At 42.1% G+C, this 15056-nt stretch carries 14 protein-coding genes; 9 read left to right on the top strand and 5 right to left on the bottom strand.

Annotated features, from left to right (window positions below; all coding sequences use genetic code 11):
* The first annotated feature begins 249 nt into the window (after positions 1–249).
* The 7 genes from hflX (at position 250) to IOC57_RS15805 (ending at position 9881) form a co-directional block, all read left to right on the top strand.
* Complete coding sequence (gene hflX, locus IOC57_RS15835; protein WP_207439627.1) at positions 250–1515, top strand: GTPase HflX; 1266 nt, start codon at positions 250–252, stop codon at positions 1513–1515.
* A gap of 707 nt (positions 1516–2222) precedes the next feature.
* Entirely contained in the window at positions 2223–3581 is a 1359-nt protein-coding gene (locus tag IOC57_RS15830; RefSeq protein ID WP_396020842.1) for an NAD(P)-dependent oxidoreductase, read from the top strand.
* A gap of 26 nt (positions 3582–3607) precedes the next feature.
* A complete protein-coding gene (gene preA / locus IOC57_RS15825; RefSeq protein ID WP_207439625.1) occupies positions 3608–4894 on the top strand; it encodes an NAD-dependent dihydropyrimidine dehydrogenase subunit PreA in 1287 nt (428 codons plus the stop codon).
* A gap of 14 nt (positions 4895–4908) precedes the next feature.
* Positions 4909–6327, top strand: a complete 1419-nt coding sequence (gene hydA, locus IOC57_RS15820) for a dihydropyrimidinase (RefSeq protein WP_207439624.1) — start codon at positions 4909–4911, stop codon at positions 6325–6327.
* Between the two features lie 42 nt (positions 6328–6369).
* Positions 6370–7851, top strand: coding sequence for an NCS1 family transporter (locus IOC57_RS15815; protein WP_207439623.1), 1482 nt, complete (start codon positions 6370–6372; stop codon positions 7849–7851).
* 16 nt (positions 7852–7867) lie between these two features.
* Positions 7868–8083, top strand: coding sequence for a hypothetical protein (locus IOC57_RS15810; protein WP_063236190.1), 216 nt, complete (start codon positions 7868–7870; stop codon positions 8081–8083).
* 166 nt (positions 8084–8249) lie between these two features.
* Positions 8250–9881, top strand: coding sequence for a PucR family transcriptional regulator (locus IOC57_RS15805; RefSeq protein WP_207439622.1), 1632 nt, complete (start codon positions 8250–8252; stop codon positions 9879–9881).
* A gap of 124 nt (positions 9882–10005) precedes the next feature.
* Here the strand turns inward: IOC57_RS15805 and yhfH (IOC57_RS15800) are convergent, their stop codons facing one another.
* Genes yhfH (IOC57_RS15800) through yhfH (IOC57_RS15780) form a run of 5 tightly spaced genes read right to left on the bottom strand, consistent with a single transcriptional unit; the run spans position 10006 to position 10829 of the window.
* Positions 10006–10146, bottom strand: coding sequence for a protein YhfH (gene yhfH, locus IOC57_RS15800; protein ID WP_207439621.1), 141 nt, complete (start codon positions 10144–10146; stop codon positions 10006–10008).
* 29 nt (positions 10147–10175) lie between these two features.
* The gene (gene yhfH, locus IOC57_RS15795; RefSeq protein WP_207439620.1) at positions 10176–10313 is read right to left on the bottom strand and encodes a protein YhfH; all 138 of its coding nucleotides are present in this window, start codon (positions 10311–10313) and stop codon (positions 10176–10178) included.
* Positions 10314–10344: 31 nt separating this feature from the next.
* Positions 10345–10482: a protein YhfH gene (yhfH, locus tag IOC57_RS15790; RefSeq protein WP_207439620.1), complete on the bottom strand. Its 138-nt coding sequence runs from the start codon at positions 10480–10482 to the stop codon at positions 10345–10347.
* Positions 10483–10511: 29 nt separating this feature from the next.
* Positions 10512–10646, bottom strand: a complete 135-nt coding sequence (gene yhfH / locus IOC57_RS15785; protein WP_396020841.1) for a protein YhfH — start codon at positions 10644–10646, stop codon at positions 10512–10514.
* Positions 10647–10694: 48 nt separating this feature from the next.
* Positions 10695–10829 carry a protein YhfH gene (yhfH, locus tag IOC57_RS15780; protein WP_207439618.1) on the bottom strand — a complete coding sequence of 45 codons (135 nt, stop codon included), beginning with the start codon at positions 10827–10829 and terminating at the stop codon, positions 10695–10697.
* 504 nt (positions 10830–11333) lie between these two features.
* On the opposite strand from yhfH (IOC57_RS15780), the gene IOC57_RS15775 reads away from it, so the two are divergent.
* Both IOC57_RS15775 and IOC57_RS15770 read left to right on the top strand, forming a co-directional pair.
* A complete protein-coding gene (locus IOC57_RS15775; RefSeq protein WP_207439617.1) occupies positions 11334–12224 on the top strand; it encodes a diacylglycerol/lipid kinase family protein in 891 nt (296 codons plus the stop codon).
* A gap of 309 nt (positions 12225–12533) precedes the next feature.
* Entirely contained in the window at positions 12534–14570 is a 2037-nt protein-coding gene (locus tag IOC57_RS15770; RefSeq protein WP_207439616.1) for a Na+/H+ antiporter, read from the top strand.
* The last annotated feature ends 486 nt before the right edge of the window (positions 14571–15056 follow it).

The raw sequence follows: 15056 nt of genomic DNA, 5'->3' as shown, positions 1-15056 counted from the left end.
AGGTGCACCCGGGGGCTTTTATTTATGGGGTTTCCAATTGTTTCATGTGAAACTTGGAAAAAAATATTCGGTCCTGTTTGCATTTGTTGAATTTTCTTTTTTAATAAAAGGAAGTTGAAAACACTTACTTGGGCAGTAATCGTTATGCAAGTGATGTCTGGTTTGCTATAATGTGTCAGGCTTTTAGGCAGCATGATACGTTTGTTGAAGTATAATATGGGAAGTATGGTTGTACGGAAGGGATTTGAAATGATGGAATTACAGCAGAGGGCAATCTTGGTTGGAGTTAATCTCAACGGTCAAAAGGATTTTGAGTATTCAATGGAGGAATTGGCCAATTTAACGGAAGCATGTGAGGTAGAGGTTGCAGGGAACATCACACAAAATTTACATCGGGTGAACTCATCACATTTTATCGGTACTGGGAAGATCGAGGAAGTAAAAAATCTCGTTGAGTATAAAGAAGCTAATGTCGTCATTTTTAATGATCAGCTCTCCCCTTCGCAACTTCGTAATCTGGAGAGGGACATGGATTGCAAGGTGATCGACCGGACAATCTTGATTCTGGACATCTTCGCGCATCGGGCGAAAACGAAGGAAGCACAGCTTCAGGTAGAAGTGGCCAGGCTTCAGTATATGCTTCCCCGTCTCGTTGGTTTGAGGGAGTCATTAGGGCGTCAGAGTGGCGGAGTTGGTACGAACAGAGGTGCAGGTGAAAAGCAGTTAGAGCTTGACCGCAGGAGAATCGAGGAAAATATAAGTGTTTTGAATAAAGAACTGGAAGGCCTTGTTGCGCATCGGCAAACACAGAGGAAACAGCGGAAAAAGAATGCCATCCCTGTCGTATCCTTAGTCGGTTATACCAATGCAGGTAAATCTTCGATCATGAATGCTCTAATTGAGATGTTCCATCCAACAGCTGAGAAGCGTGTGTTGGAGAAGGATATGCTGTTCGCTACGCTTGAGACATCTGTTCGAAACATTTCGCTTCCGGATAAAAAGGAATTTTTATTGACGGATACGGTGGGATTTGTGTCTAAATTGCCCCATCATCTCGTAAAAGCATTCCGATCCACATTGGAAGAAGTGGTAGAAGCTGATCTGTTGATCCATGTTGTCGATTTTTCCAATCCTAATCATGATCAGCAAATAGAGATAACGGATAAGACTTTAAATGAGATAGGCATAAAAGGGATTCCAACGATTTTTGCCTATAATAAAGCGGACCTTACCGATGTGGATATCCCTCAGGTGAATCGTGGCTCTGTGTATATGTCAGCAAAAAACAAAGTTGGCATCGAGGACTTGATAGATCAAATTCGCAAGCATATTTTTGTCGACTATACTCGCTGTGAAATGCTGATTCCGTTTGATCAAGGACAGCTGGTTTCTTATTTCAGTGAAAATGGTCACATAACGGAAACTGAATATGGGGAAAATGGATATCGAATAAAGCTTGAGTGCAAGAAAACGGATTATGAGAAATATAAACGATACGTTATTCATCCCCAATGAAGCTGCCTGTTGATAAAATGTTAACGGTTTGTTGATAAGTGGAAAAGTTGATTCGTTAATGTGGATAACTTTTAGTGGAATGCTTCTGTTCTGCAAAAACAAAGAGAATAATGCCATATAATATGTGTATAAGTTGTGGATAAAAGTGAAAAGACCCAGAAAACCAGGAATTGAGTTTCTGGGCTTTTTTATGTGGACAAAGTGTTGATAAGTAGGTTTTCAGAACAGGTCATCCAACGAGTGTCAAGTATCAGTAAGTATGATGAAAAGTAAGTTTGTATGTAGAAAAATGCCGATGTATATCAATTATTGTTAGGAAATATAACATGAATATTACATATTGCATGTCTATCGGATGGAAATACTTTACACTTTGTATGATGTAACTTGCTTATTAACATTATAAAATAAAGAATACTCAATTCTCTGATCCATCATCAGGATTTGAGTTTTTAAGATTAGTAGGGGGGGCTTTTTGTGATAGAAGGAAGCAGGGACCAAGGTGTGATCAGTGAGAGAATGATAGAAAATAATAATAAACGGAACGAGAGAATATTGGCTAGGAAATCGCCATGACTGTTTGTTGAATAAATTGAACAACCATGTTGGCAATGCTTTTAATATGAGGACAGGAGAGAGAAATGCATGCAATTCCTCCCTTTTTATTTTTCAAAATAAATTTTTGGAAGGAGAAATAGTGGATGAGTATGACGAGCCCGTTAAAAGGTGGCCTAGAGATTAACTTTCAGGAAGCGGAGAGGGGTTTATCCCCAAAGGAAGCTTTGGAAGAATCGAATCGATGTTTATACTGCTATGATGCTCCATGTATCCAAGCCTGTCCGACCGGAATAGATATTCCAGGTTTTATTAAGAAGATAGCTTCAGGTAACTTTAAGGGGTCGGCCAAGACGATCATGACGGCCAATCCTGTCGGTGCCAGCTGTGCACGGGTATGTCCGACTGAAGAGTTATGTGAGGGGGCATGTGTCCTGAACCATTCTACAAAGCCAATCATGATTGGCGATCTCCAGCGTTATTCCACAGATTGGGCCATCCAAAATAAACAAGCCCTATTCAAGGCCGGCAAGAAGAATGGCAAAAAGGTTGCCATTGTAGGAAGCGGTCCGGCGGGGTTGTCTGCAGCAAGGGAACTAGCCTTGCTTGGCTACAGTGTAACCATTTTCGAAGCGGAAAAGAATCCAGGCGGATTAAATACTTACGGAATTGTATCTTTCCGTTTACCACAGAGAATTTCTTATTGGGAAGTTGAACAAGTAAAGAGTTTGGATGTTGATATTAAAACGAATACACGGGTCGGAGTGGACGTTTCCGCAAATCAGCTGACTGCCGACTATGATGCGGTCATTTTAGCGATCGGCATGTCCGAAGTTCCTAAGCTTGGAATTGAAGGGGAGGATTTGGCTGAAGTTTATGATGCAATCGATTTTGTAAAAGCAACGAAAACAGGGGCTATCACTGATAAATTCATTGGAAAGAAGATGGCGGTAATTGGGGCTGGAAACACGGCGATCGATGCCGCGACCTGTTCTGTACGCCTGGGCGCCGAGCATGTGAGCATTATTTACCGTCGAACCCAAAAGGAAATGACAGCCTATGATTTTGAATTTGAGTTTGCCAAACAAGAAGGTGTCGGGTTTCACTGGCTGACTTCCCCCTCTAGGATCCTGTCGGATGAAAGCGGTCAAGTAACGGGCATCGAGTGCGTAAAGATGGTGCTAAGCGAGGCAGGGGAAGATGGCCGGCGCCGTCCAGTCCAAATTTCTGGTTCAGAGTTCGTCCTACCGGTCGATGGGGTCATCCGTGCTATAGGTCAATCCAGGTATGTAGGATTGATTGAACAATTCGGCATTAAACATGATGATGGCGTTGTAACATTGGATGGTGATTCGTACAGGACATCGAATGAAAAGATCTTTGCGTGCGGTGACGTGATCTTCGGAAAAGGACAAGGTGAGGCAATGGTTGTTTCAGCTGCCCAGCAAGGGAAGAAGACAGCCTATGAAATTGACTCGATTTTGATGGGCGAAGCGGTGGATATTGCTTAATAACTATGAAAATTAGGAGGCTTATCATGGCTGATTTATCAATTGATCTTGCGGGTATTAAATCTCCCAATCCTTTTTGGCTTGCTTCAGCACCACCTACTAATTCGGGTTATCAAGTCCAGCGCGCATTTGAAGCTGGCTGGGGAGGAGCCGTTTGGAAGACATTGGGTGACCCGATCCTGAATGTCTCATCACGTTTTGCAGCGGTCAGTTTTAATGGACAGAGAGTTGCGGGGTTCAACAATATAGAATTGATTACGGATCGTCCGCTTGAAGTGAATCTGAGAGAAATATATGAAACGAAGAAAAGGTTCCCTGATCATGCAATCATTGCATCGGTAATGGTTGAGCCACAACAGGAAAAGTGGCATGAAATCATCAAGCGTATAGAAGATGTCGGGGTCGATGGCTATGAGTTGAACTTTGGCTGCCCACACGGTATGGCAGAGCGTGGGATGGGAGCTGCTTCGGGACAGGTTCCCGAACTTGTGGAAAAGCAAACATACTGGGCGAAGGAAGCTGCATCCAAACCCGTCATCGTCAAGCTTACACCCAATATAACCGACATTACGGTTACGGCTGAAGCGGCGGTGCGCGGCGGTGCGGATGCAATAAGCATGATCAATACGATCAACAGCTTGGCAGGAGTGGATATCCATTCATGGAACACGATTCCCCATGTGGGCGGCAAGGGGGCTCACGGAGGGTATTGTGGTCCCGCTGTGAAGCCGATTGCTTTGAATATGGTGGCAGAGTGTGCAAGGAATAAAATGATCAATGTTCCCATTTCCGGAATAGGCGGCATTTCAAATTGGCAGGATACGGTGGAATTTTTATTGATGGGTTCGACTGGAGTGCAAATTTGTACGGCTGCCATGCATCACGGTTTTAGAATAGTAGAAGACTTGATTGATGGCCTGTCCAATTACCTTGATGAAAAAGGGATTTCTTCCGTGATGGATATTGTCGGTAAGTCCGTACCGCGCTATTCAGATTGGGGGAATTTAGATCTTAATTATAAAGTCGTTGCGCGCATTAATAATGATGTGTGCATTAACTGCAATAAATGCCATATTGCGTGTGAAGATACATCCCATCAATGTATAGATATGTTTAAGGGCACGTCAGGCAGTTCCTTCTTGAGAGTGCGCGAAGAAGATTGTGTAGGCTGTAATCTTTGCTCGATAGTCTGTCCGGTCGATGGGGCGATCGATATGATCGAATTGACAAATGAATTACCGCCAATGACATGGAATGAACGCCAATCGTTCCTTGGGGGCATAGGCAGTGAAAGTGTTGATTTCGTAAAATGATGGAGGGGTCGAATATGAAGAAAATCATTAAAAATGGAACGATTGCAACCGCTGCAGATACGTATCAAGCGGATATATTGATTGAAAATGAGAAGATTGCAATGATTGGCAAGGACCTGCCGGCTGAGGGGGCTGAAATCATTGATGCAAAAGGCGCTTATGTTTTTCCGGGGGGCATCGATCCGCATACCCATCTCGATATGCCGTTTGGTGGGACAACGACAAAAGATGATTATGAAACGGGTACGATCGCTGCTGCATATGGGGGCACAACAACGATCATCGACTTTTGTCTGACCGAAAAAGGGGTGCCATTAAAGAAAGCAATTGAAACATGGCATGAAAAGGCCAATGAAAAAGCGGCCATAGATTATGGTTTTCATTTAATGATCAGTGAGATTAATGATGATGTATTGGATGAGTTGCCAAGTATCATCGATAATGAAGGGATTTCTTCCTTTAAAGTGTTCATGGCTTACAAGAATGTTTTTCAAGCTGATGATGCCACGCTATACCGCACATTGTTGCAAGCAAAGGCACTTGGCGCACTTGTCATGGTTCACGCTGAAAATGGTGATGTCATCGATTATCTTACTAAGCAGGCGCTTGCTGAAGGTAACACTGATCCAATTTACCATGCATTAACAAGGCCTCCGGAGCTTGAAGGGGAAGCAACTGGACGGGCAGCCAAACTGACGGAAATGGCAAATGGTCAGCTCTATGTCGTTCATGTCACCTGTGAAGATGCGGTGGAAAAGATCACGGAGGCAAGAAATAAAGGGGTGGATATCTGGGGGGAGACTTGTCCGCAATATTTGGTTCTTGACCAATCTTATCTTGAAAAGCCCCATTTCGAAGGATCTAAGTATGTATGGTCCCCGCCGTTAAGGGAGAAGAAAAACCAGGAAGTGCTTTGGAATGCTTTGAAAACGGGACAGCTGCAAACGATCGGCTCCGATCAATGCTCTTTTGATTTTAAGGGACAGAAGGATCTTGGACGTGAAGATTTCACGAAAATACCGAACGGCGGCCCAACGATTGAGGACCGCATGAGTATCCTCTTTTCTGAAGGGGTCATGAAAGAGCGTATTACCCTGAATCAATTCGTCGACATGACCTCTACACGTGCTGCCAAACTATTTGGATTATTCCCGAAGAAAGGGACGATTGCAGTAGGTTCGGATGCTGATATTGTCATTTTTGACCCGAAAGTTGAAAGGTCCATTTCGGCAGACACTCATCACATGGCCGTGGATTATAATGCGTTTGAAGGTATGGAAATTACAGGTGAACCGGTTTCCGTTTTATCGAGAGGTCAATTCGTCATTAAAGACAAACAATTTGTAGGTGAAGCTGGAAAAGGGCAATTCTTGAAAAGGGCAAAATATAATGCAGCTTTGAAGCCGGATGCCGGGAAAAAGCTTCCAGTCTAACTTCGGTAAGGAATCTTGCAAATTAATTTAGGGGGATTATCTATGAGTGAGAAGAAAGATTATTTAAAGTCTCCCGATTTGCTGCCTATACCTCATAGTGAGAAGAATATAAGTGCAGCCGGATTTGGTTTCATTTGGGTGGGCATGGCTGTAGTATTGGCTGCCTTCGCAATCGGTGGGAACGGTGTTCAAAGTTTATCCTTAGGTTGGGTCGTTCTTGCAACGGTCATTGCCTGTGTGGTTCTTGGCTTTTTGATGACAATGACAGGGGATATTGGTGTTGAACATGGAATATCATTCCCAGTCTATATGAGGGCGCCGTTCGGTACGATTGGCACCCACATCCCTTCGGTTGTACGGGGTTTTGTAGCGTCATGCTGGTTCGGCCTCAATACTTACTTTGGAGCTACTGCAATGAACGCTATCTTCACTACCCTTTTTGCTTTTGATAATTGGTTTATCTGCTTCCTCATTTTTGCCGTTTTACAATTAGTCAACACGGCAATGGGAATAAAGTCGATAGAACGATTCGCCGATTTGGCAGCGCCCGTTATCATTTTAATTTCTGGCTGGATGTATTTCACTCTATCCGATCAGGCTGTGGCCCAAGGAAGAAATGTATGGTCCTGGATTGAAAGTCCGGTCACTGGCGGGGCTGCCGCCACTGCTTTCATGGTGGTCATTATGGCAAATATGGGATTTTGGGGCACGTTGACTGCAGATATGCCTACGCTTTCCCGCTATATTAAGGCACCAAAAAATGAAAAAAATTGGTTCAAGCGCAATAAGGGGCAAATAATTGGGAATATTATCACCTATCCCATCACACAGACGTTCATGGTGGTTATCGGAGCGGTTTCTTATATGGCCGTTTCCAATTATGATCCTGTAGTTGCCCTACAGGGATCAGCAAGCGGAATTGCTCTCGGCGTCCTTTTAATCATGATCGTATTCGCTCAATGGTCGACGAATACTACGGCTAATGTCATTCCCGCAGCTACCATTTTTTCCAATGTCATGGGTCCTAAAGTGCCATTTTGGGCGGGAGTCGTTGTGGCGGGGGTTATTGGTATAGTAGTTCAGCCATGGAGCCTGTTCGGCATCATAATAGAAGTTTTATTAATAATTGGCGGAATTCTGGCATCCATTGTCGGCATCTTGGTAGCGGATTACTATTTCCTCCGTAAACGGAGAGTGAATGTACAAGAACTCTATGAGAGCGAAGGTCAGTATAAATACTTGAATGGAGTGAATTGGGCAGGAATCATTTCTTGGGTGATTGGCGGAATTGGTGCCACGATTTTTTCGAATTATTCATTCATTATTGGCTTTCTCCTCGGCGGTGCAAGTTACTATATATTAGCTAAGTATTGGTGGTTCAAGCAATATGAACAAGCTGAAATCATTGATCCCAGCGATGAAAAGTATTTAGGGATTTCGGTTGGAAGGGATTGGATAATAAAAGGTCCAGAACTTGAGGAAGAGATTGCTTTTACGGCTTCTACCGGCAAGGAGAACGTGTGAAAAAGGGGGAATGGAAATGTCCGAATATCAAGAGTATCGCTTGGAAAGGGAACAAATCGATTTTTTACTTGAAAGAGGATATCGAATCACCCGGGTTTCCGAAAGTTTAAGTGGAGCTTTTCTCGATTTTGAACTGATTGAAGGAACGAAGCAGGAATGGAAGCAATTGAACATCAAAACCCCTGAAGGAAGGAAATACTTCTCTACATTGCTTTTTAAAAAATTGAATTGAAATAGTTATGAACAGGACCCATTCCTCACGAATGGGTCCTGTTTCTTATGCCAGTTCGAGTATTTTGTAGAATTTTGACGTTATATTTTCTAACAAGTGTCTGGAGATTTAAGAGTTGTCCGTTTATAATAGATTTTAAAGCAGTTTTATAAAAGGATGTGGATGGATGAATACATCGATTACAATCGAGGAAATTCTAACACGCAAGCATTTTAATCTGACGGATATAATTGCAGGTAGCAGTGGGATAAAGCGTCAAGTGAAGTGGGTCCACTGCATGGAAGTCACCCAAATCAGCCATTTGTTAAATGGAAATGAACTGATCCTGACTACCGGTTTAGGGTGGAAAGATTGCGATGACACATTTCTATCCTACATAAGACAGTTAATTGAATGCGATGCAGCTGGACTCTGTATCGAGGTTGGCGCCAACACCATGGCAGTGCCGCAATGTGCCATTGATCTCGCAAACGAACGGCAATTTCCCATCATCCTATTTCATGAAGAAGTCCCTTTCGTAGAAATCACGCAGGATATTCATTCCCTTATCATAAATAAACAATATCAGATGATCTCCAACTTAGAAAACTACTCCCAGCAGTTAAATAAAAACCTCCTCGAAATTGACCATTATGAACCAATTCTAAAATTTCTTCACAGCTATTTAAATGTACAGGTTATTCTTATCTTTAATGAAAACGATATAGCCAGCATTCCAAAAATAAAGAAAAAAATGATCTATCAAATGGTAGCGGATATAAACGAAGAGAAGCGGAAATTGGATAAAACCGTTCTTAAACAGCCGATTCAAGTGCTCGGTGAAAAGTATGCGGAACTGTTCATTTGCAGCGACAGAGAGTTCTCTGATTTTGATTCACTGATCTTGGATCGAACGGCTACCGCATTGGCACAGCATCTATTAAGGGAGTTACATATAGAAGAAAAGAAAATGTCGGAAGAAAGTAAATGGCTTACAAATTGGATTGAAGGTGAATATAGTGACGAAGCAATTCGGGAGAGGCTTTCCTATATTGATCCGAAAATGCAGTTGGATGGCGGAATTGTTTGCATTTGCAAACCACAACAAAAATACAATAAAAGTTCCACAAAATTAGATGGAACCTATTTTAAGATAATGTTTAGAACAGTTTTTGAACAGTACGGCTTTCAGATATTTTCCATGGAAATACATCAGCATCTTGTTTTTATTTTAGGTGATAATCGTATATCTGAAGATTGGAAACCAAGGGTTTCAAGCGCGGTGGACCGAATCATGAAAATGGATGTAAGCGGTCGTAATCGTATGGGACTGCTTTCCATTGGGTTTGGAAAGTATGTTCAAAGGTTAAGTGAGATTTATAAAAGTTATGAAACGGCCCGTGAGACTTTGCTGCTTCAAGATACACTACCAGAGGATAACAGGAGCTTCTTTTATCAGGACTTACATATGCATCGCATGATTTCGCTCATAAATAAACATGGCAATCTGGAGGAAACGGTGTACGAATATTTAGGTCCTGTCATTGAATATGACAAGCAAAACAATGGTGAGTTAATGCCCACCCTGAAGACCTATCTAGCTTGTAACGGTTCTAAACAGGAAACTTCGAAACAACTATTCATTGTTCGGCAAACGCTATATCATAGGCTTGATAAATTGGGGAAACTGCTAGGTTCTGATTTTATGCGTTCAGATAAGCGTCTAGGCCTTGAATTCATGATTTTTGCATTGGACTTCTTACAATACAGCAGCAGGAAGATCAGTGGAAAATATGTAGACAAATACATTGGGAGATAAATAATAAGTGGCTGAAGGGTGTCCCGAGGACATCCTTTTTTGAATGCGGGGAAAGGGAAGCTAATACAAGGTTAATGCTGACATCAAAATGGCTTACATAGCTTCTTGATGTCAGCATCTATTATTAATATTCATCTTTTTTTGAAAGGCAGCGGTCACATTCCACTAGGTAAGATTCAGCTTGTTCAGTGATATGGGTCCCGCACTCCGTACATTGTTTAGGCGGCAGTTTCCTGAAGAATTCCAATGGGTTTTTAGTTTGCATGATGATTCCTCCTTTTTGATTAGGCTTAATCAGTCTTCACGTTTGGAAAGGCAGCGGTCACATTCCATTAAGTAGGATTCAGCCTGTTCAGTAATATGGGTCCCGCACTCCGTACATTGTTTAGGCGGCAGTTTCCTGAAGAATTCCAGTGGATTTATAGTTTGCATGATGGGATTCCTCCTTTTTGATTAGGCTTAATCAGTCTTCACGCTTGGAAAGGCAGCGGTCACATTCCATTAAGTAGGATTCAGCTTGTTCAGTGATATGGGTCCCGCACTCCGTACATTGTTTAGGCGGCAGTTTCCTGAAGAATTCCAGTGGATTTATAGTTTGCATGATGATTCCTCCTTTTTGATTAGGTTTAATCAGTCTTCGCGTCTGGAAAGGCAGCGGTCACATTCCATTAAGTAAGATTCAGCGTGCTCAATAATATGGTCACCACACTCGGGGCAATGTTTAGCAGGGATATTGTTTAAAAAAAACTCAATGGATTTTTTCATTTGCATGATATTTCCTCCTTTTAATATTAGATATATTTTCCGATCGCTTTACTCTTCACGTTTGGAAAGGCAGCGATCGCATTCCATCAGATAGGAATCTGAGTGGTCCACATGTGTTTCACCACATTCCGGGCAATGTTTAAATGAATCGATTATTAATAAATCCGGTCGATTTGCTTGCATGTCCTGCCCTCCTCTTTATAGTACAGTTTTAGATGTTTGCTTGTTGTTATAATACAGTATATACCCGAATTTGGAAATTGTATAGGTATTTTACAGAAAATTTGAAATTTATTTCACTGGTAGTCTGAAAACCTTATAGGGAAGGGATTTGTCATCTATTTATTTTTTTGTTTCTCTTCACGGTAAGTAGGAAATTGAGGAAATAATGCTTTTTATAAAAGGAAAAAACAAATAGGGAGTGAAAGGGACAGACAATTTTCAATTGAACGAGATAGGTATTAATGTAACAGATGAGGACAGGAAAGTTCAGTGATCAATGAATGGCCGTTTACAGTCCATGTAAGAGCTTGTTCTGAAAGTTCAGCGAAATTCAAGTGACCGAGATTATTTGTGAGTTACTGGGAACATGCTCATCCAACAATCAGAAAAAATTGTCCGTGTGGTTTTAGTACATCAGTAAAGAGGTAACTTGCTAGTAGAAGTACAAATGGTGGGAGGTAGCATATGGCGAAAGTGATGATTATCATTAATCCATCTTCAGGTAAGGAAAAGGCAGGAAAGATTTTGCCGAAAGCGGAAAAGGTACTGGGTGAAATTTTTGAGGAGGTATGTGTTCGTAAAACGGAAGGTGAGGGGGATGCTACGGATTTTGCTAAGGAGGCATGTGCAGAAAGGTTCGATGCTGTCATTTCCATGGGTGGGGATGGAACGGTGAACGAGATAGTGAATGGCATGGGGGAGCAGCCACATCGGCCTATTTTCGGAATCATTCCACTAGGAACCATTAATGATTTCGCGAGATCATTGGGAATACCCATGAATCCCAATGCAGCCATTGGGATATTGAAGGATAGGCATATTAAGGAATCGGATATAGGGAAGATCGATGATCGTTATTTTATGAATGTGTTGGCAGTAGGGGCAATCGCCGAGGCTACCTATAATGTTACCGTTGACCAAAAAACCCTGCTGGGATCTTTTGCATATTTCATTGAAGGAGCAAAAGCGATCATTAAAAAAACTCCGTTTCATTTAACGGTTGAACATGATCAGGGAAAGTGGATAGGCGAGGCTCATTTACTAATTGCAACAATGACAAACTCTGTCGGCGGTTTCGAACAGCTTGCACCAGAGGCGGAAGTGAATGATGGGAAGTTGCACACATTCATCATTAAGGATTTATCCCTTCCTCTCATCGTCAAGATCATTCCCAGTTTAATTAGGGGGGAGATCAAGGGGCATGATGAAGTTGAATATATTAAAACATCCAAGCTCCATATTGCCACATCAGAGGAACTTGCAGTCAATATCGATGGCGGTGAAGGCATTCTTCTTCCTTTCCAGGCAAATGTACTGCACAAACACCTTGGTCTTTTTGTCCCGGGAACTAAATAAGTCTTTTAATCTCGACTTCTTATGTGGGGTGTCTTTCATCATGAGGGAAAAGCTGATTATGGTTAGCCAATCAGCTTTTTTCTGTTTTATCGTTTACCTTAGTTTGTTGATGGAGTTGATTTTGTAAAACATTCAATCGCCCGATCTTATGATGGCTCATCGCGTACAACGCAAGCTCCTTTGCTTTTATAAAAGGTATCATTATTCAGGAGGATTCTAGGTTAGAATAATTAATGCATGAATGAATGGGTATAAATATGTTACGCTTATAGTTATGAAAATAGATAAGAGAGGAAGTTTGATGTTTGTATGGAGTTTTTTCTTGTTATATTAGCCCTTCTTATATTGATTGGAGTGTCTAATGTAATTAACCATTTTATACCCTTTATACCTGTACCATTAATACAAATAGCACTGGGTGTCATATTGGCACTTTTACCCCTGGGTATACATGTTGAGATGGAGACGGAATTATTTTTGCTGTTATTCATCGCACCCCTATTATTCAATGATGGTAAAAATGTACCCCGAACAGCATTATGGAAATTGAGAGCACCTATTCTAATGCTTGCACTAGGCCTGGTATTCATAACGGTTTGGGCGGGCGGGTATTTAATTAATTGGATGATCCCTTCGATACCATTGCCGGCAGCGTTCGCTTTAGCGGCGATTTTGTCACCTACGGATGTTGTGGCAGTAAGCGCTTTGGCGAGTCGTGTCAAGTTACCGAAGAGCATCATGCACCTTCTCGAAGGAGAAGGGTTAATGAATGATGCTTCAGGTTTAGTTGCCTTTAAGTTTGCCGTTGCAGCTACAGTCACTGGTGTTTTCTCTCTAGTCGATGCAACCTTCAGTTTCATATGGATTGCAATTGGTGGGTTTGTAGGTGGAGCAATACTTGCTTTCATCATTATCAGGCTTCGTTTATTTCTTCGCCGTTTAGGGATGGAAGACGTCACGATGCATATGCTGATCCAAATCCTAACTCCTTTTATTATTTTCCTCGCTGTGGAACATTTCCACCTTTCTGGGATTTTAGCGGTCGTGGCCGGGGGAATCGTCCATGCCATTGAACGGGATCGGGAAATATCACCAACTGTAGAACTTCAAGTCGTTTCGAAGAGTACATGGTCCGTCATTTTATATGTATTGAATGGCCTCGTTTTCGTTTTGCTTGGCTTGCAAATCCCAAGCGTTGCGAAAACGATCTTTCAGGATCCAGCCTTCAATAATGGACAAGTGATCCTTTATATTGTGATCATTACACTTTTCCTCTTCGCTTTACGATTCATTTGGCTTACGGCTGCCTGGTCGATTGGCTGGGTGATGAGAAAAGCAGGCGCCCAAAAACCAGACCTCAAAGCGGCCGGAATCATTACCATTTCCGGTGTTCGCGGAGCTGTAACGTTAGCGGGTTCGTTCTCGATTCCGTATGTGTTGGCAGATGGAAGTCCTTTTCCTGAACGTTCGTTAATCATCTTCATTGCAGCAGGTGTCATATTGCTGACCTTGATTGTTGCGAGTGTGTTTCTGCCAATCGTGGCACGTTCGGAAGAAGAGGAAGTACTGGACAATCAGGCTGATAAAACGAAAGCTGCTGCCATTCACTCCCATCAAGCGGCGATTCGGGTGATTGAGTCCCAAATGACAGATGAAAACCGGGAAGCGGCTTTATCGATCATTTCTAGGTACTGTAACAAGATCAATGATTTGTCCTATGTAGAGCAGGAGAAAGAACCGGCTGCATTAAGGGAAGAAGAGAAGGACCTTCGCTTCAAGGCCCTTGAAGCAGAGCAAAGATTCCTGGATAAGCTAATTAAGGATGAAAAAGTGGACCGGGAAACGGCGTATATATGCAAGGAATACATCCAGCGGATGGAAGGTGCCGTAACAAATCGACTGAAGTTCCGTTTTTTCAGGTCTGTAACGCTTTTCAGAAGAAGTATGCTGAGGGTTTTAAAATTATTTTTCCCTAATAAAAGAGAAATAAGAAAAATCAATCTTGAGAGATTGGAAAAGGTCAGGGACCTTAAAATCAGGATGTATAAAGCTGCCATCCAAGAGATACAAGCCGGTATTACACCTGATAATCATGCGACATCCTCGATGATCATAGAAGAGTATAAAGTGTTGATTTTAAAATGCAAACGTGAAAATGGAGGCCGTATCCCTAGTAAAATGGTCGATTATGAAAGAGAGTTGTTCTTTAAAGCGATCCAGGCAGAACGGGATGAAGTGCAGGATATGTTTGAAAAACGACAAATTTCCCGTGATGTTGCCAACATACTTCGTCGGCAAATCAATTTACGAGAAGCACTAACAATCAATGAAAATACACATGGATAACTTAAGGAGCACTGCCGATATATTCGGCAGTGCTCCTCCCGGTTTGTGAAGGGAATATCGGACGGTTGGCTTTTTCGTCCTACACATCGGTGAGAACATCACCTTCTTCACCATCTATAAAAAAGCGATATTACTCCGTGGCTTTTTTGTTGATCAAAAGCATCAAGGTAAAAAGGGTGCGAAGAAAGCCTTGCAAGTCCTTCAGGCATTCGCAAAGGGGATTTTTCGGATTCGATCATTCTGGCAGTGGTCGTCATGAGCGGGATTGCCAAAATGCTTTATACGAAATCGGGATCAGGATACAGGGATTCAGAAGGTAGGCAGAAGCTGGTTGATGGAGATAATGGAATATAGATTAGATACGATGAACAAGGATATGGAATAAGGAAGTAAATAACAAATTCTATATGATGGCTTGTGGATTTTTCGAACGGGGGAGGTCTTTTTTTTGTCTAATTTGTTACAGGCTGCATTATGAAACCAATG

It is taken from the genome of Bacillus sp. SD075 (genome assembly GCF_017355165.1).
Taxonomy (GTDB): domain Bacteria; phylum Bacillota; class Bacilli; order Bacillales; family DSM-1321; genus Peribacillus.
The sequence above is the reverse complement of the archived record's forward strand: the minus strand, read 5'-3'. Positions and strand labels throughout refer to the sequence as shown.